The 20,923-nt window shown below is 44.1% G+C and carries 13 protein-coding genes and 1 pseudogene; 4 read left to right on the top strand and 10 right to left on the bottom strand.

The annotated features are described in order from the left end of the window. Positions 1-231: 231 nt before the first annotated feature. Complete coding sequence (locus AB6E30_RS19900) at positions 232-1,407, top strand: MFS transporter (protein ID WP_004731587.1); 1,176 nt, start codon at positions 232-234, stop codon at positions 1,405-1,407. Between the two features lie 274 nt (positions 1,408-1,681). Here the strand turns inward: AB6E30_RS19900 and AB6E30_RS19895 are convergent, their stop codons facing one another. Then, positions 1,682-4,438 (bottom strand): immune inhibitor A domain-containing protein, encoded by a 2,757-nt coding sequence (locus AB6E30_RS19895; protein WP_372104977.1) that lies wholly within the window; start codon positions 4,436-4,438, stop codon positions 1,682-1,684. A 55-nt stretch (positions 4,439-4,493) separates the two neighbouring features. Beyond that, positions 4,494-4,811, bottom strand: coding sequence for a hypothetical protein (locus AB6E30_RS19890; protein ID WP_104216397.1), 318 nt, complete (start codon positions 4,809-4,811; stop codon positions 4,494-4,496). Positions 4,812-5,637: 826 nt separating this feature from the next. Between AB6E30_RS19890 and AB6E30_RS19885 the strand changes: the two genes are divergently transcribed. Further along, the gene (locus tag AB6E30_RS19885; RefSeq protein ID WP_104216396.1) at positions 5,638-7,200 is read left to right on the top strand and encodes a PAS domain-containing methyl-accepting chemotaxis protein; all 1,563 of its coding nucleotides are present in this window, start codon (positions 5,638-5,640) and stop codon (positions 7,198-7,200) included. Between the two features lie 108 nt (positions 7,201-7,308). On the opposite strand, the gene tkt is transcribed toward AB6E30_RS19885, so the two are convergent. Next, positions 7,309-9,315, bottom strand: a complete 2,007-nt coding sequence (gene tkt, locus AB6E30_RS19880) for a transketolase (RefSeq protein ID WP_137001017.1) — start codon at positions 9,313-9,315, stop codon at positions 7,309-7,311. 87 nt (positions 9,316-9,402) lie between these two features. Next, positions 9,403-10,353 carry a transaldolase gene (tal, locus tag AB6E30_RS19875; protein ID WP_009845571.1) on the bottom strand — a complete coding sequence of 317 codons (951 nt, stop codon included), beginning with the start codon at positions 10,351-10,353 and terminating at the stop codon, positions 9,403-9,405. Between the two features lie 459 nt (positions 10,354-10,812). Between tal and AB6E30_RS19870 the strand changes: the two genes are divergently transcribed. Both AB6E30_RS19870 and AB6E30_RS19865 read left to right on the top strand, forming a co-directional pair. Further along, positions 10,813-11,817: a sugar-binding transcriptional regulator gene (locus AB6E30_RS19870; RefSeq protein ID WP_017065721.1), complete on the top strand. Its 1,005-nt coding sequence runs from the start codon at positions 10,813-10,815 to the stop codon at positions 11,815-11,817. 172 nt (positions 11,818-11,989) lie between these two features. After that, entirely contained in the window at positions 11,990-13,360 is a 1,371-nt protein-coding gene (locus AB6E30_RS19865; protein ID WP_170962816.1) for a glycoside hydrolase family 18 protein, read from the top strand. Between the two features lie 91 nt (positions 13,361-13,451). Here the strand turns inward: AB6E30_RS19865 and AB6E30_RS19860 are convergent, their stop codons facing one another. The 6 genes and pseudogenes from AB6E30_RS19860 to AB6E30_RS19835 form a co-directional block, all read right to left on the bottom strand. Further along, positions 13,452-15,746, bottom strand: coding sequence for a bifunctional diguanylate cyclase/phosphodiesterase (locus AB6E30_RS19860; RefSeq protein ID WP_017068242.1), 2,295 nt, complete (start codon positions 15,744-15,746; stop codon positions 13,452-13,454). A 385-nt stretch (positions 15,747-16,131) separates the two neighbouring features. Continuing rightward, positions 16,132-16,980 (bottom strand): sulfurtransferase, encoded by an 849-nt coding sequence (locus AB6E30_RS19855; protein WP_017065718.1) that lies wholly within the window; start codon positions 16,978-16,980, stop codon positions 16,132-16,134. Between the two features lie 123 nt (positions 16,981-17,103). After that, the gene (locus tag AB6E30_RS19850) at positions 17,104-17,418 is read right to left on the bottom strand and encodes a hypothetical protein (RefSeq protein ID WP_017061706.1); all 315 of its coding nucleotides are present in this window, start codon (positions 17,416-17,418) and stop codon (positions 17,104-17,106) included. Between the two features lie 206 nt (positions 17,419-17,624). Then, positions 17,625-18,242 (bottom strand): hypothetical protein, encoded by a 618-nt coding sequence (locus tag AB6E30_RS19845; protein WP_104216136.1) that lies wholly within the window; start codon positions 18,240-18,242, stop codon positions 17,625-17,627. Between the two features lie 11 nt (positions 18,243-18,253). Beyond that, positions 18,254-20,389 (bottom strand): LruC domain-containing protein, encoded by a 2,136-nt coding sequence (locus AB6E30_RS19840; RefSeq protein ID WP_372100303.1) that lies wholly within the window; start codon positions 20,387-20,389, stop codon positions 18,254-18,256. A gap of 200 nt (positions 20,390-20,589) precedes the next feature. Next, a pseudogene (locus AB6E30_RS19835) lies at positions 20,590-20,923 on the bottom strand (hypothetical protein); the annotation flags it as partial.

Raw genomic sequence — 20,923 nt, 5'->3', positions numbered from 1 at the left:
AAGTAATGATAATTTCAACTCTAGCGTCTTAAGTAACGCTAATCAAAGTCATATGGTGGTAACTATTTATATTCGTCTATTGGTCTATTGGTCTATTGGTCTATTGGTCTATTGGTCTATTGGTCTATTGTTCTATTGGTCGACTTGTAGAGTTGCTATGAGTAACAAAGTGTTGCGACTTTGTTGATTATTTGGTCTATTGACCAACTGTGCTCATATTTAGGAACGAAGATGAATAGAAATGTTTGGCTGCTCTCACTGTGTCAGGCCTTGTTGATGACGGGTAACATATTACTGATCTCGGTGATTGGCTTGATCGGCAAGCAGATTGCGCCCAGTGTGAGCATGATTACCTTGCCGGTTGCACTGCAGTTTTTGGGTTTGATGGCAGCCACTATTCCTGCGTCTCTAATTTCAGGCAAGTTAGGGAGAAAGCGAGGATTTAGCATTGGTAATGTGGTTGGCATTACAGGGGCTAGCCTTGCCACTTACGCACTGTCTCAGCAAAATTTCTATCTGTTTTGTTTCGCCACGTTCTTACTTGGGATAGGCATAGGTTTTGGCACGCTTTATCGCTTTGCAGCAATCGAGGTGTGTGATGAAAATGCCCGTCATCGAGCGATATCTATATCGATGGCTGGTGGCGTGTTGGCGGCGGTACTCGGGCCAAACTTGGCGATTATGTCTCAACAGTGGTCGCAAGATGGCTTGTACATTGGTGCTTTTGCTTCTTTGATTGGATTGAACATTCTTGCGTTACTCATCTTACAAACCATTCAGTTTCCTAAAGTCTCTTTTAATAGTCAGGCTCCCAAAGCCGATCCTTTAGGTGTGATCGTTAAAGCACCGAACTTTATTGGTGCGGTCTTTGCAGCCATGGTTGCTTACGCTGTAATGAACATTTTGATGACTGCAACGCCATTGGCAATGATTGGCTGTGGTTTTGACTTTACGAAAGCTGCTGGCGTGATTGAGTGGCACGTGTTGGGCATGTTTGTACCTGCATTTTTTACCGGATCACTTATCGAGAGGTTTGGCTCAAGAATGATGATCTTGGCAGGCGGGATTCTGTTCGTCGTCTGTATCGCGATTAACATTCATGGCGAATCTATTTGGCACTTCAGAGCGGCCTTGGTTGTGCTTGGTGTGGGTTGGAACTTCATGTTTATCGCGGCAACAGGTTTGTTTAGTCAGTCCTACCAATCGCAGAATAAAGCTAAGGCACAAGCGTTTAATGAATTTATTGTCTTTGGCTGTGTGACTATTACAGCGATGCTCTCTGGTTGGCTAGAATCGACAGCAGGGTGGCAGAACCTCAATATCTACGTATTACCATTCGTGTTAGCTGTTATCTTGCTGTTCGCATTTAGTGCTCGTAAATCGCGTATTCAAAAGCAGCCTGTGTAATGGCTCATCGAATAGTGGTTCAGTAAATTCGTTACTATGATTAGAACCCTAGTATCTCGAACTACGACCAATAAAAAACCCTACCAAATCGGTAGGGCTTTTGCTTACGGCTTAAATAATAACGTTTCCTTAAAACTGCTGTCTTGGCTCATGCTCGAAGACAACGGTGCTTAAGCTTGCTTGTAAGTACGCGTGATAGAGCCGCGTACTTATTTTGATGGTCTATCGTTTAAGACCTAAGACCTAAGACCTAAGACCTAAGACCCAAGATGAGCTACAGGTCGACTAAAATTGTCTTAGTCGTAATCCCACCTTGGTCATCGATTATCTTCAGTGTCACCTCGTGCTCTCCGTATGAAGGGAAGATTGAAGTGAATGTGCGACCTCGTTTCACCTTTCCGTTTGGAAGTGTCCACTCGGTATCAACAATACGACCATCGCTGTCTGAACTTGTAGACCACATGGTTACCCAGCGACCCAAGTGAATGTACTTTGCACTCGCTTCTGGAAGGGCGTTTGGAGATTCAACACTCACTACGGAGCTAAATGAATCGGTAGCGCCTTTGTCGTCAACAACAGTCAAGTTCACCGTGTATTCACCGGCTTGCTCGTAAGACCAAGTTGGTGCCACTTCGTTACTTGTTGTGCCGTTGCCAAAGTCCCATAGGTAACGGGTGATCTCACCGTCTTGATCAGAACTGAAGTTACGTGCAGAAACGTTCAGGCCAGTGACATTGAGATCGAAGTTCGCAGTAGGGGCGACGTTGTGTTGGCTTATTTTCGATAAGCGAACCACGCCGTATTCGTTGTTGTCACTCTGATTCACAATATCAACGGCTAAGCCAAACTCCGTTAGGACACGTCCTGAATCAGGCGCTTGTGGAGAGGTGTAATCTTGGTCGTCAGAGAAGCTAGCATTGCCAACCAAACTGGTATCTTCAAGTACATCATCGTCGCTGTTCACAAGACGCATTGGGGTATGATCTTTGAGTGAAAACGCAGCATCACGAACTTGGTAACGAGTTTGAGCGACTTCACCGGATTTTTCCCAAGTCATGGCATTTTGGTCTGCATCGACCACACCTAACCAACCTTCACCTGGGTGTTTGCCTACCCAGTTATCAGTCAGTGACTCGTCTGCGTACCAAATGATTAAACCTGGATCGAATGAGATGAGTTGGCCCATGCGTTTGATGTTGGCTAGACCTTCATCAACATCCATGTGGCTGCGCCATTGCAGTAGGTAGTAGTGCTGCGCTTGATGGAATCCATTACTCAGTTTGTAGCCATTTAGGGCGAAGGTGGAGTTGCTTTCACCATCGTCTATTGGAGTCACTTGACCATCAACGACCACACTGAGGTTATCTAAATAGAAGCCTTCCATTGCTAAGCCACCATCGGTGATGTACTCAAATGAAAGTTCAACTTCTTGTCCTGCCCATTGTGAAACGTCGAACTCAGCGTCAACCCATCCGCCAGATTCGCCGCCAATAGCAGGAACGAGGCCCGTGTTGTATGGGTCGTCCATTGAGGTAATGTTGCCGGCAATGGCTTGTCCGTTGATTAGCACGCGCGCAAAGTCGTAGTCTTTTTCAATCTCATACCAAGTTTTGAAAGACAGAAGTGCAGAATCACCCGCTGGGATCACCAACTTGCGAGTCATGCTATTTTTCAGATCATCGCCTTTTTGAGAGTGGAATGAATACTCGCCCTCAAAGGGTTTCAGACTTTCAATTTGCTTTTCAGGAAGATCGACCTTAATCATGTTCGGACGGCTGTTATCCGTTGTTTGGAACAGCGTATACACTTGTGGATTGTCTTCTAGGTCATCAATCGAGATCTGATCATCGTTAATCCAACGTCCGCCAATCGATTTCTGTAGGAAGTGTTTTGCCCAAGAGCTGAATGCCGTTGGTTGTGTGCCACCAATTTTGCCAGCCCAGCTGCCTGAAGACATGATTGACCAGTAAGATACTGGTTCACCCTTGCCTGTGTATTGCGTGTCGTACTCGTCTGGTAAGCCTAAATCATGGCCATACTCGTGAGCACAGACACCAGCTGCTGCATCAATCGGTTGAATGGTGTAATCAAATGCCGCGTATTGGCCACCAAAGCGGTCGGGAAGCGAGCTAGAGGTACCTTCAAGCACATGTGTGCGACCAAGGTTGAATCGGTGCGACCAGATAGCGTCAGGGCCCAATACACCACCACCGGCTTCTTCGCCTACCGATGCGTGGAATACCATTAGGTGATCAATCACACCATCGGGTTCACGGAAGTTTCCGTCACCGTCGTAATCGTAACGATCTTCGATATCGTAATCGGCTAGGTTGATACTCGGATCTTGAGCCAATTGATTCAGTGCTTCACGAACCAGTTCCTGTGCGTTTAAGTCGTTGTCGGTGGTAGGGGAGTTGCCACCATAGAATGACGCAGGCTTAGAGGCGCGATACCAACCTGCCGCTTGACCTGCAACGCTGTAACTATCACCTGATTCGCTTTGGTAATATTGGCGCATCGAGATTAGGTTCTCGCCGTTGGGCCCTGTGTAGCCAGAATTTGAGAACAACAGCTCTTGATAATGCTCTGGGTTGTAGCTCTCATAGAGCATCTGCGTGTGCTCTTCGGTCAGCTTGTTATTATCCCAGTTCAAATCAGGGAAATCGACTAACAGAGCGAGTACTTTATCGGTACGCTTGGTGCCGACTTCTAAAGCAAAGACACTCGCTTTTTTAACACCGGATCCTTTTTCGATGGCTTTGAGTATTTTCGCTCGTTGCTCAAGTGCTTTTTTACCGAATTGAGCGTCGCCTTTAAAACCGGAATTGATCTTATTTTTTAAGTAACGGTCAAGTGCGTCGTGCTTTGCCACATCGGTTGCATCTTGGTCGACTAAGCCTTGTCTAACTAGCATTTCAATAAGTTTGTCTTCATTAACAACGCCTAAATCAATAGGTGTTTTTGCATAACTACTGACGCTAAATAGAGTAAGCATTGCTGAAGCCAACAATGTTTTTCTCATCATTTTCATTATATTTCCTTTTTATATTTCCATGTCGATATCAGTATCAACTGCCTTATTCGAATCAGCTGTCCGAGTCTGGCCTAATACACTCTTGTGGTGTCTTATTTAACTGACGTGTGTTTGCTGTATGTTTCGTACTTTCTATTTCTTTTGTATTGGTTGTCTCTTTTATATTTTTTGAATCAAACTGAGTGCTCTTTACTTTTTTAGCGTTGAGATAGATACGCAAAGCTTTTTGATTGTCTTCATAGGTTAAGCCAGGACAGATTACGCCTCTTTCAATCAATGACTTGAGTAACAGTTCATCATTCTCAAAGGTGGAAGCCTGTGACAGTGAGAAAAAAGATAAAACCATTAAAGCCATTGTTTTATGTGACATTATTATATCAAGCCATCAATTTTGATTATGTAACAAAATATATTTATAAAATTTACCAATCAAATGGATAATTATTACAATTAATTATTCGTTCCAGTTTCAACATTTAGAGTTAATATAAAATAAGGAGTGTTATTTATTCTATTGTCAGTTATTTAATGGGTTTTGTTGAATGAATAGTTGATAGTTTGGATGTTTAATAACATTGATTAGGTCGTGGTTATTATTCTGGAGGGCGCTTTATACAAGGCGTTGGGTTCTAACTAATAAGATGATTTTTTATTATCGGTGTTTTAAAATACGCATGTAATAACTGAGTCATTAGTAAATACCCATGCTCAAATTATTTTTACTCAAAATATCAATAATTAGGGTATTGAGCGCGATTTAAAGTGCTTCAAGAGAACAGATTTCACAATAGCTCGATCAAATGGAGTTATCAGATAAGAAAAAGAGCCCGCGTTTAGGCTTTTTAGTTCGTGTACGCGTTAGCGATTTACTTATGGTTGAGTAGAGGATTGCCATGGTTAAGACATCCAAGCTTACTAAAGGCTTTGTTGAATGAGTGCTGTGCAAAGATTTAAACATTCGTACATTCCATACCTCTGTTTCAATGAGAACCATGAGATTTAAACTGTAGGTAACTTAGATGATTTATAAATGTTGATTTGAGAAGAAGCGTGAAGCGTTGAGCTTTGTGAGGTGTCGAGCGTATTTTTGTATAAATAGCAGGCATTTACACAAAATGTGACGTTCACATTTTGTCATAACTTTAATAATTGTATATATTCCTCGCCTAAAATAATAATTAACCTAAGTTAATATAATGACTGTCAGCTCATCTACTCAATCTCGTGAAACGCTTCTCAGCGAAAACGAACAACTTGTCTCTACCACTGATTTAAAAGGCGTGATTACGTACAGTAATGATGCTTTTTGTCGCATAGCGGAATACAGCCAACAAGAATTGCTAGGGCAACACCACAATATCGTAAGGCATAACGATATGCCGAAAGCCGCTTTTGCTGATATGTGGGTTAACCTAAAGCAAGGTAAAGCTTGGCGTGGCATCGTAAAAAACAAAACCAAATCTGGTGGGTTTTACTGGGTCGATGCTTATGTAACTCCAATTTACGACAATGGTAAGGTGAGTGGCTACCAATCTGTTCGTGTTAAGCCAAAGAATGAATGGATACAAGTTGCAGATAAGGCTTACCAAGGCCTCTTGAAGGCTGAAAAGTCGGGTCGCCAATGGTCATTAAAGATCAGTGACAGTGTTCGTTACGCCGTGTTGCTAGGCTCTTTGGCTGCGCCGTTAATTTCAAATCTCATTGAAGTAGGGCAAGTATCACAATGGTTGTTGAGCCTACTTCCTGTTTCAGCATTAGCACTGCTTTTCCGACAAGAGCTGATTGATACTCCACTGCAGTTGAAAAAGCTGCAATCTAAATTCGATAGTGTTAGTCGTCTTGTTTATTCAGGTAATAGTCAGTTCTCTATTGCCGATTTTCACTTAAAACTATTGTCTGCAAGAATCCACACCGTATTAGGTCGCATGACAGACTCAGCCAAGCCGTTACAAGATTTGGCTGACAACCTAAATGCGACGTCATTTGAAGTATCAGAAGCCTTAGATCAACAAACAAAAGACATTCTTCAAGTACGAGAGGCGACTGAAGAGGTTGAAGTCACCGCCAATGAGGTCTCTTCTCGCACAGAAGAAGCGCACCAGATTGTTGATGTGACTTTGCAAACCTGTGCTGGCGCTAAAGAAAGCATTAATCAAACTCATCAAAACTTAGAGAGCCTAGCTTCTCAGGCTGAAAAGGCGACTCAAACGACTTACCAACTGAGCGATCAAGCGCAGAGCGTAAGCAAGATAATGGAAGAGATTGGTGGAATCGCCGAACAAACCAACTTGTTGGCCCTGAACGCTGCGATTGAAGCGGCGAGAGCGGGCGAGCAAGGACGAGGCTTTGCCGTTGTTGCCGACGAAGTCCGTGCATTGTCGGGTCGAACCTCAAAGGCTACGGTTCAGATCAAAGAGAGCATCGATACCATGCTAACGACGATTGAAGGGTGGCAAAAAGATATTCTGGCGAACCGTAAGCAAACGGACGCATGTGGTGATGTTGCGAAGGTGAGTGCAGAGCGCTTGTCGGAAGTCGAAAACCTAATGCAATCCATGAATGAACTCATGCAGTCTGTTGAAAGTTCTGCTCATAAGCAACGTGAGCTGTCGAGTGAAGTCAATCTGCATATGCAGTCTATCGCCTCGACCGCAGAACAAAACTTAGTGGCAACGCATTCTGTGAAAGACGACTCCACAGAGCTAAAAGAACGAGTTAATGAGTTCTACCAACTGGCAAAGCGTTTCGAAGAAAAATAGCCGTTAGATTTAATCCGAATGAGAGAAAAGACAAAAAAAGCCCCGCATTTTCATGCGGGGCTTTCTGTATGCATCAACCCATTGAAGGGCGAGACAATGTATTCAAGATTAAGCTAGAAGCTCTTTCGCTGTGTTTACTACGTTTTCAGTAGTGAAACCGAACATCTTGAATAGCTCACCTGCAGGTGCAGATTCGCCAAACGTTGTCATACCGATGATCTTGCCACCGAAACCAACGTACTTGTACCAGAAGTCAGCGATGCCAGCTTCTACAGCGATACGTGCCGTTACGTCAGATGGAAGTACAGACTCACGGTACTGCGCGTCTTGTTTGTCGAACGCATCAGTAGCAGGCATAGAAACTACGCGTACTTTCTTACCTTCAGCCGTTAGCTCAGCAGCAGCGTTAACCGCTAGCTCAACTTCAGAACCCGTTGCGATAAGGATAAGCTCTGGCTTGCCTTCACAATCTTTCAGGATGTAACCACCCTTAGCGATGTTTGCTACTTGCTCAGCGTCACGATCTTGTTGTGCAAGGTTTTGACGAGAGAAGATAAGTGCAGAAGGACCATCTTTACGCTCGATTGCTAGTTTCCAAGCAACAGCAGACTCAACTTGGTCACATGGACGCCATGTGCTCATGTTTGGAGTTAGACGTAGAGAAGCGATCTGCTCAACTGGTTGGTGAGTTGGACCATCTTCGCCAAGACCGATAGAGTCATGCGTGTAAACTTGGATGTTCTGAGTTTTCATCAGAGCAGCCATACGCATAGCGTTACGCGCGTATTCCATGAACATTAGGAACGTTGCGCCGTATGGTACGAAACCACCGTGCAGAGCGATACCGTTCATGATAGCCGTCATACCGAATTCACGTACACCGTAGTGGATGTAGTTACCAGAGAAGTCGTTTGCTTCAAGAGACTTAGAACCAGACCACATAGTCAGGTTAGAAGGCGCAAGGTCAGCCGAGCCGCCCATGAATTCAGGTAGCATAGCACCGAACGCTTCTAGAGCATTTTGAGATGCTTTACGTGATGCGATGTTTGCTGGGTTAGCTTGAAGATCAGCGATGATTGCCGATGCTTTCTCTTCCCACTCAGCTGGTAGGTCACCGTTTACGCGGCGTTTGAATTCAGCTGCCAGCTCAGGGTATGCTGCTTCATAAGCTGCAAGTTTCTCGTTCCACGCTGCTTCCTTAGCTGCGCCTGCTTCTTTCGCATCCCACTCTGAGTAAACTTCCGACGGAATTTCAAAAGGACCGTGCTCCCAACCTAATTCTTTACGTGTTGCTGCAATTTCTTCAGCGCCTAGTGGAGCACCGTGACAGTCGTGCGTACCTGCTTTGTTTGGAGAACCAAAGCCAATCACTGTTTTAGTACAGATTAGAGTAGGGCGAGGGTCTGCTTTAGCCGCTTCAATCGCTGCGTTGATAGCGTCAGAATCGTGACCATCTACCGCTGGGATTACGTGCCAGCCGTAAGCTTCGAAACGCTTAGGCGTATCGTCAGAGAACCAACCTTCAACTTCGCCATCGATAGAGATACCGTTGTCATCCCAGAAAGCAACCAGCTTACCAAGACCAAGCGTACCTGCTAGAGAACATGCTTCGTGAGAAATACCTTCCATCAGACAGCCATCACCCATGAATGCATAAGTGTAGTGGTCTACGATGTCGTGGCCTTCTTTGTTGAACTGTGCTGCAAGCGCTTTCTCTGCCATCGCCATACCAACAGCGTTAGTGATGCCTTGACCTAGAGGACCAGTCGTTGTTTCGATGCCTGGTGCGTAGCCGTACTCTGGGTGACCTGGAGTCTTAGAATGCAGTTGACGGAAGTTTTTAAGATCTTCAATTGAAAGCTCGTAACCTGCTAGGTGAAGCAGAGAGTAAATCAGCATTGAGCCGTGGCCGTTAGACAGGATAAAACGGTCGCGGTCAGCCCACTCTGGGTTTGCTGGGTTATGGTTTAGGTGAGAGCGCCAAAGTACTTCAGCGATGTCTGCCATACCCATAGGTGCGCCTGGGTGACCAGAGTTTGCTTGTTGTACGCCGTCCATGCTTAGAGCACGAATAGCGTTAGCTAGATGCTTTCTGTTTTGAGGAGATTGATTCATAAGAACTTCCGAATAAAAATTAAGAAAAACAAAATTGATAAAAGTAGGGGAACTGAACGTTCCCCTATTTGAATTTGGTGAGAGTGATTACAGCTTAGCTGCGATCATGTCTTCTAGTTTGCCTTGGTCAACGGCGAAGTTGCGGATGCCTTCAGCCAGTTTCTCAACAGCCATTGCATCTTGGTTGTGGTCCCATAGGAACTCAGCGTGAGTCATCGCTGCTGGACGCTCTTTAGTACCGTTAGAGTCGATAAGTTTCTCAACTACTTCGCCTTCTGCTGCTTCTAGGTCTGCTAGAAGTTGAGGAGCGATAGTTAGACGGTCACAACCAGCAAGTTCAAGGATCTCGCCGATGTTACGGAAGCTTGCGCCCATAACAACAGTTTTGTAACCGTGGTCTTTGTAGTAGTTGTAGATATCTGAAACTGAGATTACACCTGGATCTTCTGAAGCTTCGAAATCACGACCTTCTTTCGCTTTGTACCAGTCCATGATGCGACCTACGAAAGGAGAGATTAGGAATACGCCAGCTTCAGCACAAGCACGAGCTTGAGCGAAAGAGAATAGAAGCGTTAGGTTACAGTTGATGCCTTCTTTCTCTAGGATTTCAGCAGCGCGGATGCCTTCCCAAGTAGAAGCCAGTTTGATAAGGATGCGGTCGTTAGTGATGCCAGCGTCGTTGTACATTTTGATAAGTTGACGAGCTTTAGCAACGCTGCCTTCCATGTCGTAAGAAAGACGAGCATCGACTTCAGTAGAGATACGGCCAGGTACAACTTTTAGGATTTCTTTACCGATGTTCACGTTAAGCATGTCGCAAGTATCTTGAACTTGCTGTGCTTTATCACCGCTTTGCGCTTTTGCGTATTCGATAGAAGCATCGATTAGAGGAGCGTACTCAGCAATTTGAGCAGCTTTAAGAATTAGAGATGGGTTAGTTGTTGCATCTTCAGGAGTGTACTTGCTGATAGCTTCGATATCGCCAGTGTCAGCTACAACAGTTGTTAGTTTACGAAGTTGCTCTAATTTATTGCTCATTTTGATCATCCTATGTATCGCATAACACCTCATTAATGGGAGAGGTGTGGGCATTTGCAAGCTAACTAATGAAGTTCTCAATGGTTGTACCAGTGAGCCAAACTTACATTAATTTAAATTTTTCTCCGAACGAACATTTGCACAGAACATTTGATCGCTCGATGAGTAAATGATGTAGCCATATTTATCCGATCTAACCCCAAAGTCAACGGTAAATAGTACTGTATGGTGACTTCAGTCAAATATATTTCGCTCTAGTAATCATGGGCTATGCAAGCAAACGTTTAACGAGCAAAGTGAGGTGAATTAATCAACAACAAAACCATGGTTATGACTATGAGCAAATGTACCTTGCTGTTACATATGTTCGGGGTGTAAACTTGTGTATCACTTGCTTAAGCATCGAACATTTGTTCTTCAAGCAGGTAAAATAATTGTTAAATATTGGTTGAGTGGTATATGAGTAAGAATATCCAAGATGTTTCCGAAGAAAACACTGATCTCCTCACTGAAGTCGCGGTTGCTTATTATCAAGATGGTGCCACGCAAGAAGAGATATCTAAAAAGTACTCTATCTCCCGTGCAAAGGTTGGTCGAATGCTCAAGCAAGCCCGAGATGAGGGCATTGTTGAGATCACCGTGAAATATCACCCCGTCTTTAGTGCGAAGATCGAGCAACGTTTGATCGAACGATTTGGTGTAAAGCGTGCGCTTGTGGCACTAGACCAACCAAATGAAGAGAAGCAGCGATTACAGGTTGCTGGTTTAGTGTCTAACTACCTTACCAGTACACTGAAAAACGGCATGGTAGTGACAGTAGGACAAGGGCGAAACGTATCGTCTGTTGCTCATCACACTGGCGTCATTACGCCACGAGACTGCAAATTCGTGTGTGGTATCGGCGGTATTCACCCAAGAGGCGGTATGTTTAATGCCGACCATATATGCAGGCAGCTAGCCAAAAAGTACGGTGGATCTTCTGAAACCTTATACGCGCCGGCTTATGCCGAGAATAAAGCGCAAAAAACCGCATTTATGGAAAACAGCACCGTTAAGCAGACACTCGATCTCGCTCGAAAAGCCGATGTTGCATTAGTCGGTATCGGTGATATGAGTGAAAACAGCTATATGGTCGACTTAGGTTGGTTTACCGCAGGTGAGGTCGTTCAATCTCGTTTATTGCAAGGAGTCGTCGGTGACTTTGCGGGTTATGACTTTTTCGATGTTCACGGTAAAACAGCAAACACAGTAATGAGTGACCGTGTGATTGGTTTGGCCTTGGAAGAATTCCGCCCAATTGCAGAAGTCATTGCCATTGCAGCCGAGAACAGTAAACCACTCGCTTTGTTAGGTGCACTAAGAACCGGTGTGGTCGATGTGATAGCGACCAGCGTAAGTAATGCTTTGACGGTACTTAACTTGGACGAACAACTTAGCGTGAATAAACCAAACGGCAGTGAATAGTAAGATATTTATGCTTCGTTGAATTCACTATTTGAGTAATCATGGAAATTCCCCCTAATGAAACCAGTGCAATAAGGGGGATAACTATTAGACATGACTCGAATAGTGAATTTGTTCAGCGGTTGAAAGAATTATCACTCTTTAATGTTAAGCCACACTAAAGGAGATAATTATGAAACTGTCATTTATCACACACGCTATTTCTAGCAACAGTGACCAATCAAGTTCTATCTTTAAATCTATTTCTATCTTTGGGCTTAGCTCAATAGCCACGGCTTGTATGCTCACACCTACAGTACATGCCGATGATAAAGTCGTCGCAGGGTATTTTGCGGATTGGCAATATCTGAATAAAGACAACCCTTATACCGTTGACGACATACCTGCAGACAAGCTCTCACATATTATTTACGCCTTCTTGAGCATGTGTGGTCCTCATAGCGGTGCTGGTGAGCCCGTCCAAAAACAAATTCAGCAGCAATGTGCAGACAAACAACCATATACCGCGATTATTGTGGATAAAGAAGCTGCGTTAGAAGTCGATTTCGGAGACGTGGGTGTTGATGTCGCCTATAAAGGTCACTTTGCCCAGTTAGCTCAACTGAAGGCCGACAATCAAAATATCAAAATTTTGCCCTCATTTGGAGGGTGGACAATGTCTGAACCTTTCCATGCGATGGCGAAAGATCCTCAAGCCATTGCGCACTTTTCAAAAACTGCTGTTGAATTGATCCAAAAATACGACTTCTTTGATGGTATTGATCTTGATTGGGAATACCCAGGAGGCGGCGGCTTAACCACTTCGCCTTGGAACCCAGAGACGAAACTAACGGATGAGCAAAAAGCGCTAGAGCGTGAAGCTTTTACTCTTTTAGTAAAAACAATCAGAAGTGATTTGGACGCTCTATCAAAGACGACTCAAAGAGATTACGAGCTTTCAACGGCTGTCGGTGTTGGTGCTAAGGCAGCTCAAATTGACTGGAACGCAGCTAGCCCATATCTGACGAACATGTTTGCGATGACGTATGACTTCCTCGGAGGCTGGGGAACTCAAACAGGTCACACAACAAACTTACATGCCACCGAGCGTAGTTGGTGGGGAATGGGAGCTGATGTCTTCATTAATCAGATGATAGAGCAAGGTATTCCTAGCGAGAAGCTCGTGATCGGGGCGGCTTTTTATGGTCGAGGTTGGCAAGGGACAAAAGACTTTGCTGGAGAGCTGCCTAAAGGTGACCTAGTTTCTGAACAAGGGGCGCAGTTTGGTACCGGTGAAAACGGTTACTTCATGTTTTGGGATCTTATGAATAACTACAGCAGTAAACAAGGTTATGAGTATAAGTATGATGAGCAAGCTCAAGCACCTTATTTGTGGAACCCAGATAAAAAAGTATTCATATCTTTTGAAGATCAGCGTTCTATTAAAGCAAAGGCAGAATGGGCGAAGAAATCAGACCTAGGCGGCATTTTTACTTGGGAATTATCAGGAGATCCTTCCGGGCAGTTGATCGATGTTATGCATAGTGAAATGAATAAAAAGTGAAATGAATAAATAACTGAACAGAAAATACCTAGAAAATAAGGTAGGTGTTTATCTGCCTACCTTATTTAGCTCGTCTATTTAACTCGCGTTCTTAAACAGAACATTCCGCGTGCTCGGTCACTTTCTTGTTTAGGTGAGTAGCCAGCTCATCATAAGGAATAGGGCGAGAGAAGTAATAGCCTTGCATTAAGTCACATCCACATGCCTTTAGAATTGCGAAGTGTTCGTTTGATTCTACGCCTTCTGCTAATACCACCATGCCGAAGTTCTTACCGATTGCGATGATGTTTTGCACCATGGTGAGTGACTGCTGATCGACAGCAATGTTCTCAATAAAGCTCTTATCGATTTTAAGTTCATCGATAGGCAGTGCTTTCAACATACTTAGTGATGAATAACCTGTCCCGAAATCATCTAAAGAGATCTTTATATTCTTCTCTTTGAGGGCTTCAAAAGTCGGTTTCACCAAAGTCACATCTTCAATGAACAAGCTCTCGGTAATTTCTAGCGTTAAACAGCTAGGAGAGAGTTGATACTTTTCTAGTGTCGCGAACAAGTGCTCAGAGAAGGATTGATGAGAAAACTGACGCACTGATATGTTGATCGACAGCCCGATCTTTTGTTCTGTTGTTCGGTGCAAGTGGGCGATCTGCATAATGCTGGACTCAATAATAAAAGTCCCCAGTTTTTGCATTAAACCCGTGTTCTCTGCTATCGGTATAAAGACATCTGGCGGAACAAAACCCAATTCCTCATCAATCCAGCGCACGAGTGCTTCTACACCATGAATACTTTCATTTGCACGAACCAGCGGTTGGAAAACCATGAACAGCGTTTGTTTCTCGATAGCGATGCGTAGCCTTTGTTCTACTTTCATTTTGTAGAGATGAGCATCTTGCATTTCCGTTGTGAAAATACTGTACGAGTTTTGCTGCTGTTTCGCTTTGTACATTGAAATATCGGCAGAACGTAACAGGCTATCCAGATCTTTTCCGTGTTCTGGGAAACGCGCTACGCCGATGCTGCAACCTAACAAAAACTGAGCGCTTTCAACTTCATAAGGTTGAGAAAGCACTTCAATAATGCGCTTGGCGAGTCGTTTAATTTCAGCTTCATTCGACAAGGGCGTCAAGAACAAAAACTCATCACTGGATTCACGTACCAATAGGCTGAGGCGAGATCGGAACCTCATCAAACGCAAAGCGATCTGTTTGAGAACCTTATCTCCAAAGTCATGCCCGTGGGTGTCATTGACGCATTTAAAGTTATCGATATCGATAAACAACAGCGAAAACGGCTCTGACTCATCGTCAATCCATTTACCAATGTTTCTACGCATGTACAAACGGTTTGGCAGAGAGGTTAAAGGGTCATGGTTCGCCTGATAAATGAGTTGGCTACGAGTCCGTTGTTCATTCTTGGCAATCGACTTAACCAAAAAGTAGAAACCAAACTGAAGAAAAATAAAGGCAACGAAAAGAATGCTGAACTCTTGTATGAATATACTATCGACGTGAGTTAGATCCGTACGTCCTACCACCCATAATTTGTAGTTTGGGATGTATTTCGCGCTCATCAAAGAGTGGTACTCTTCATCGTCGACGACAAAAGAATAGGTTTCTTGCCCATTCATCGCTTCTTGTACGCTAATTCCGAAGTGGTCGGTAAAGATACTTGCAATACGCTGTATGACATCTTTGCCGACTGGAGAGGAATAGGCACTCTCAGATTCAATATCACTTGAATAAAACTGGCGATAGCTGTCTTTTCTGATCAGGCTTAGTGTATTGAAACTTCCGGCGTGAGCATTATTTTCAAATACGATCGTTGCGTCTAATCGTAGCCCTGCGGTCATTACTGCATCGGTTTTCTTGCCATCGATTGAAATGGATTTTCTCAGCGGGATGACTAAGCTATTCAACGAATCTTGAAAATAGGTACGGCCAAGCACCATGCTACTGCTTGATAGGGCGTCTAGGAAGGAGCCTCTGGTTGGCGCGTATTGCAGCAAGTTCCTTTGATTCGCAAGTTCGAGATTTGAGCTAATCGAGAGGTAATCACCGTCGGTGTTCAACAAGCCAAACGCTGCTATCGCAGGGTGGGTCTCAAGTAGCTTGTCTAATATTGGCCTAATCTGGATAGATGCAGTACGTGTGAAATCAGACTGTTGAGCCAGTTGATGGCCAACCACTTCTAACAAGGCTTCTTGACTGGTCAGCAGCGAGTTGACGGAGCTAGAAAAAAGCTCAACCTGAATGTGTTGCTGCTCTATGAAGTCGTCTCTGTTTGCTTTCCAGTTTGTTATTCCCAACGCGGCGAAAAGTATCAGGGTCAGTAGTACGACAAACGCGTACAGCGACCAGATATTTTGCTTAAATAGAGCCATGAGATGCCTTTGTTGGTTACTACTTTTAACAGACTGCAAGTGACAAACTATTGGGTTGTCAGCGCGATTCATGCAACGAAAAATACAAACATCAATGATGAAAGTATTAATGGTTAAATAGTGTAACGACTACGAGCAGAGATTCTTGAGTGAAAAATTAGTATTCATAACGTCGATAACGATTAGTTTATGATTAATCACGAATTATGGTTAGCAAGTTGATGTGGGTTACAAATCAAACGGCGTGAATCGAGTCTTGGTCTCAAATGAACATAGCGTTAACTGCGACATAGAGGCTTACTTCATGAGACGTGGGGCCATCATTATCAGTAAGCTCTTTATGCATGCGCAGTATATTCTAATAGTTGCATTGAGCGAAGTTGAATTACTTTTTAGTCACGGCGATAGGGAGTTTGTCGTTAGCACCCCATTCCGTCCATGAACCATCGTAAACACCCATTTCACCGTTATAGCCAGCGAGTTTAGCGGCTAATAATATGATGCAAGCTGTTACGCCAGAGCCACAGCTAAAGAACATAGGTTGAGAAGGCGTTAATTCTAGCGTTGAAAAGATATCAATAAGCTCTTCTTGGGACTTTAACTTGCCGTTTTTGAGTACTTGGGCAAATGGTAGGCAAATAGAATTCGGTATATGGCCACTACGCAAGCCTTCACGTGGTTCAGGAACTTCTGAATCGAAACGAGCTTGAGAACGAGCATCTACAATGTTTGCACTCTTGTCAGTTGAGTAACCTTCAATCTGCTGAGCACTGACAAAGTAGTTGTCTTGAATATGGCCTTCAAAATTGCCCGCTTTTACTTCGGTGCGATAGTCAGTCTCGGTCGCGTAACCGGCTTCGATCCAAGCTGGCAAACCGCCATCTAAGATGAATACGTCGTTGTGTCCCATTGCCATAAACATCCACCACGCACGAGGAGAAGCGAAGGTTCCGGAGTTATCGTAAACCACAATCGTACTGTCTTGATTGATGCCAATTTCTTTTGCGCGAGTGTTGAAGTGTTTTTCGCTCGGAAACATGTGAGGAAGCAGAGTGTGCTTGTTACAAAAGTCTTTGTCGTAGTCAAAACGAATAGCACCAGGAATCATTTGTCCTTTGATCTTTTCTGACTCGCTTGGAATTTGAAACTCGATGCTGGCGTCGAGGATGATGATATTGTCTTCTGCTAGCAAACGTTGTTGAAGTTGTTGTGGTGAGATGAGTGGCTGATTCATTATTGTTATATCCATTCTTGTTGTTTTAGCGATTCTTACTGTTTTAGCGAATACAGTGGTAGAGCGATTACTGTTGCTTTTGCGAATACAGTTGCTTTACGAATACCGTTGTTGCATCGATGGCTACTGTGCAGCTCGACAGTGGATGAACTGATAACTGCTTTGTCCGGTTATTTGATTGTTTAATGTATCAAGCGCGACCACAGAATCAATAGGGCAGTCTGTGGTAGGAGCAATAGAGAGCCGAAATACGTCATTATCTTTTGTCTGAACCGTCAGATAACGCCTGTGCCCATCTAAGGATTGAGTAAGCGTGTTCGAAATTACTTTGGCTTGAATACGTTGCCCCGTCTCTGATGTTAGCGGGAAATAGGCAAGGGCAACTAACACGCCTACGCCACACATTAAGATAAATAGACCTATTTTTAACTGTTTCATGAGAGTAAGTCTTTGAAGGTTATGTTGAAAATATAAGTGAGGTTGGTGGTAAAGTGAATGCTACTCGCTAAGAAAGCTGAATTAACTGCTCTTCGACGAAAATAAAAAAGTGAGCATTTCTGCTCACTTCCTACTTACAAACAATCCATTTTGACTCTGTTTCGTCAGAGATCTCGCTAACGACAAGTTACCTGCTGTTAAACAATTTACTGCCAGACAATCTGAGAGTCGCCGCTAGAAACCACTTGTTGTAATGGAGGTTGACCATCGTAAAACCAAATCTCTATCAAGAGTGCGTCATGGTTTACTGGTGCTGCAAAGTTGGAGGCGAACACACCGTTATCTAGTGGGCCCGCAATGACCTTGCTGGAGTAATCCGGCTTCAAGGTTGAGTCATCTCTTGTACTAAAGCGGCTATAAACGGTCACAAAAGAACGGTCTGTCGAAATGCTGCTGATGTCAATGTTGAGATCAAACTGTTCAACAGAGTTGTAGTCAAATCCATCAGGTACCACCAAATCACTCATCGTATAGCTCTGCGCTGCTACCGCACTTGTCGCGGGAGACGGCGAAGGCGTTGCTGTTACCGGATTCGACGGAGTTGCAGGTGTCGAGGGTGTAGATGGTGATGCCGTAGATGTACTTCCGCCCCCACCGCCGCCGCCTCCACAGCCGGCTAATACTAATGGCGCTGCAGCTAAAATAACGGCTAGTGACTTCTTGATGTTCCAAGTGCTTTGTACAGACATACGTTTTTCCTCAAAGAGATTGCGACTTGAATCAACGCAATGATTGTCTCGATATTGTTTAGTGTGAATAGTCATAACGTCTCTCCTTATGGTTCGTAACGTTGGTTGTCTGCAGGTGATTGGTACCATGTTTGGTTCGTTTCACCGCCGGATTCTGCGTATTCTTTAAACCCTGGGTAAGCGGTAACAATATCGACGTACTCTAAAGGCCACTCCCATTCGTCATCCGAAGTCACTATTAGTGCCCAAGGGTGGTTTTCTACTGTTTTGAAGTATTTACCTGTTGATGGATTACTGTCATCGACGCCTAAACCAGCTTCAAAGAGGTTAGTGGTATCAAATGCTTCGGTTGGAGCTTGGTCTGGCAAGTGAACCTCCCAGCTGCGTCCTGGATGTAGAGGTAGGTTTTCACCATGATAATACCCAGGCGTTGCGAAGATGAACGGGTCGTAAGGCATATCGGTCCAGCTGCCAGTACTCACACCGTCACCGGCTAAAGTAATACCAATTTGGAACGAGAACTGCTCATCTTCTTTACATCCATTACTGGTGCGGTAGAAGGTACAGCCAGTGCTGATTTTTTCTGTCAGGTCATTGGCGATAACAAAGATTGCTTCGCTACGTCCATCTTCTAGGTCAAGGTCAGTGAATACGCCGTTGTGTTTCATGTAAGAGCTACCACTACTCACCAAGCTCGGGTCGAGGTTAGGAAGTCGAACAGCAAAACCATTTCTGTACGATGCCCCGACAGCAGCTAGGCGGCCGTCGATAGTTGATTTAACGACTTTTCCATCTTTAAGGATTTCAGTAATACGATACATAAGAACAGCATCGTTCATGTCGTAGTCGGCTTTATAAGGCCAGTTATCTTCGTACGCGAGCGTTGCGTAGCCAGAAGCACTTGGGAAGTAACGAGCGGTGGCGCCATCGTTAAGGACATCGACTTGAATATCGACCACCTCACCAGAGGTTGAACCGCCAAAGTAACTTAGGTTGGTTTGTTGGCTGAATCTAAATCTAGCCCACGTAGTACCGGTTAGTGCGTTGATGTCGACATTTAGGAATAGATCGTTTTCACCAGCATCGAGCGCGTAATCTGTAAACACTTGCTCGTTGGCGCCATCGAAGCTGCCATCTTGGTTCCAGTCTATCCAAGCTGAAAGGTAACCGGTTGTTGAAGCTTCAATTACTACTTTTGAATCAAGCCCTGCTTCAAGTGCGGTAACAAAACCGATACCACCGTTTGCCCATTCATCATCCACCCCGACAGTTTCATCTGATTGAGGTGTGACATAACCATCTAAATCCGCATCTGGAGGAGTTGTACCTAACCATGTGATGCCATCGAGTTCATGTCGAGGGCCATTGCTCGCCAGTAACGTTAGGTAGCTGTCTGGAGCATCACCGAAGTCGATGTTTGAGTCTTCATCAACAACAGGTGCATTAGCACAACGAGCACCATCGTTTTGACCAGAAGCTGGGCCATTCGAAACAAATTCAACGGCTGGAACAATACCTGCCGCGATATTGGCAGCGTTGTCTGGAGACAGATTGATACGGTAAATTTTACCGTCTTGGTTTCGAGATACGTAGTAGTAGCCGTTGACATCAAAATAGCCAGCACCGAACGTACCTAACTCGCCGGTGTCTCCGATGTAGGTTTCGGCACCAGTTGTAGGGTTGAAGCTGTACAAGCCACCCGAGTTATTGTCGATACCATATAAAGAGCCATCACTTGGATGGAAAGCAAAATCAGTCAGTTTTACAGTTGCAGGGCTGCCTGCGATTTTGTTGACCGTGACGGTCGCATTCGGATCAGAGTCTAAAGGAGAGAGGTCAACAGTAAATAGTCCCTTACCTGTACGATACAAGTAGTAAACATGGTCATAGACGTCGCCGACATAGAAAGTGTGATCGGTTGGTAAGCCACTGGTATTGATAACTTCTGCTTGGAAGTCTTGACCAAGACGCACTAAACGTTTGTTGGTGGTGTCATAGCCATAAATATATCTGTCTTGAAAGTCGAAACCGACACCATTGATATTGGCATTCATACCCGTATCGTCTTCTAACAGTGTGGTTGAACCTGTTACTAGGTTTACACCCCAAACTTCAACGGGTTTCGACTGAAAGAGGTATGCTTGACTAGGGCAGGTATCGAATGGCGCTGCGTTGGCGACTAGAGGGGCACTTAATAGCAAACTTAACGTTGTAATTCTCATATCTACATCCTTGTGATGGAAGGTCTAGATATTCAATCAAGTTACGTGCCAGTTTTAAGTGTTTGATTTAATGGGTTTTTATTATTTATCGAGTTCAGTTTCCAATTTGAGTGTCAATATGAAAGTGTGCCATCCAAATAGCCAAAGGCCTTTATATTTCTATTTGATTAGAGCTAAGGATACAAGAGCTTAGGCGGTAATTACGAGTGATTGTCTAATAGGCTCTGTATGTATTCACTCGTGAATGGAACAATATCTGAGACCACTTTGGATGCTAAAATGCTTTCAGCGTTAGCTTTTATTCTGACATATCGAAAATGCTTGCCATAAACCTTTACTCCTCCAAACGGTAAACTCTTTCCTTTGTTAATCAATTCACAATCTGAGTTTGATTCATAAAGGGAATACCCCAGGGCAAGATCATGAAAAACCCATATGGAATAAGGGGTAGCGTGAAATGATGTTTCCACTAATTTGTACACTGAAGTCACAACAAATTCAATACATTCAAGATCGATTTGATGATCAGATTTA

The organism is Vibrio sp. 10N.247.311.12 (assembly GCF_041467515.1).
GTDB lineage: Bacteria > Pseudomonadota > Gammaproteobacteria > Enterobacterales > Vibrionaceae > Vibrio > Vibrio crassostreae_C.
This window is presented reverse-complemented; position numbering and strand designations above follow the sequence as displayed.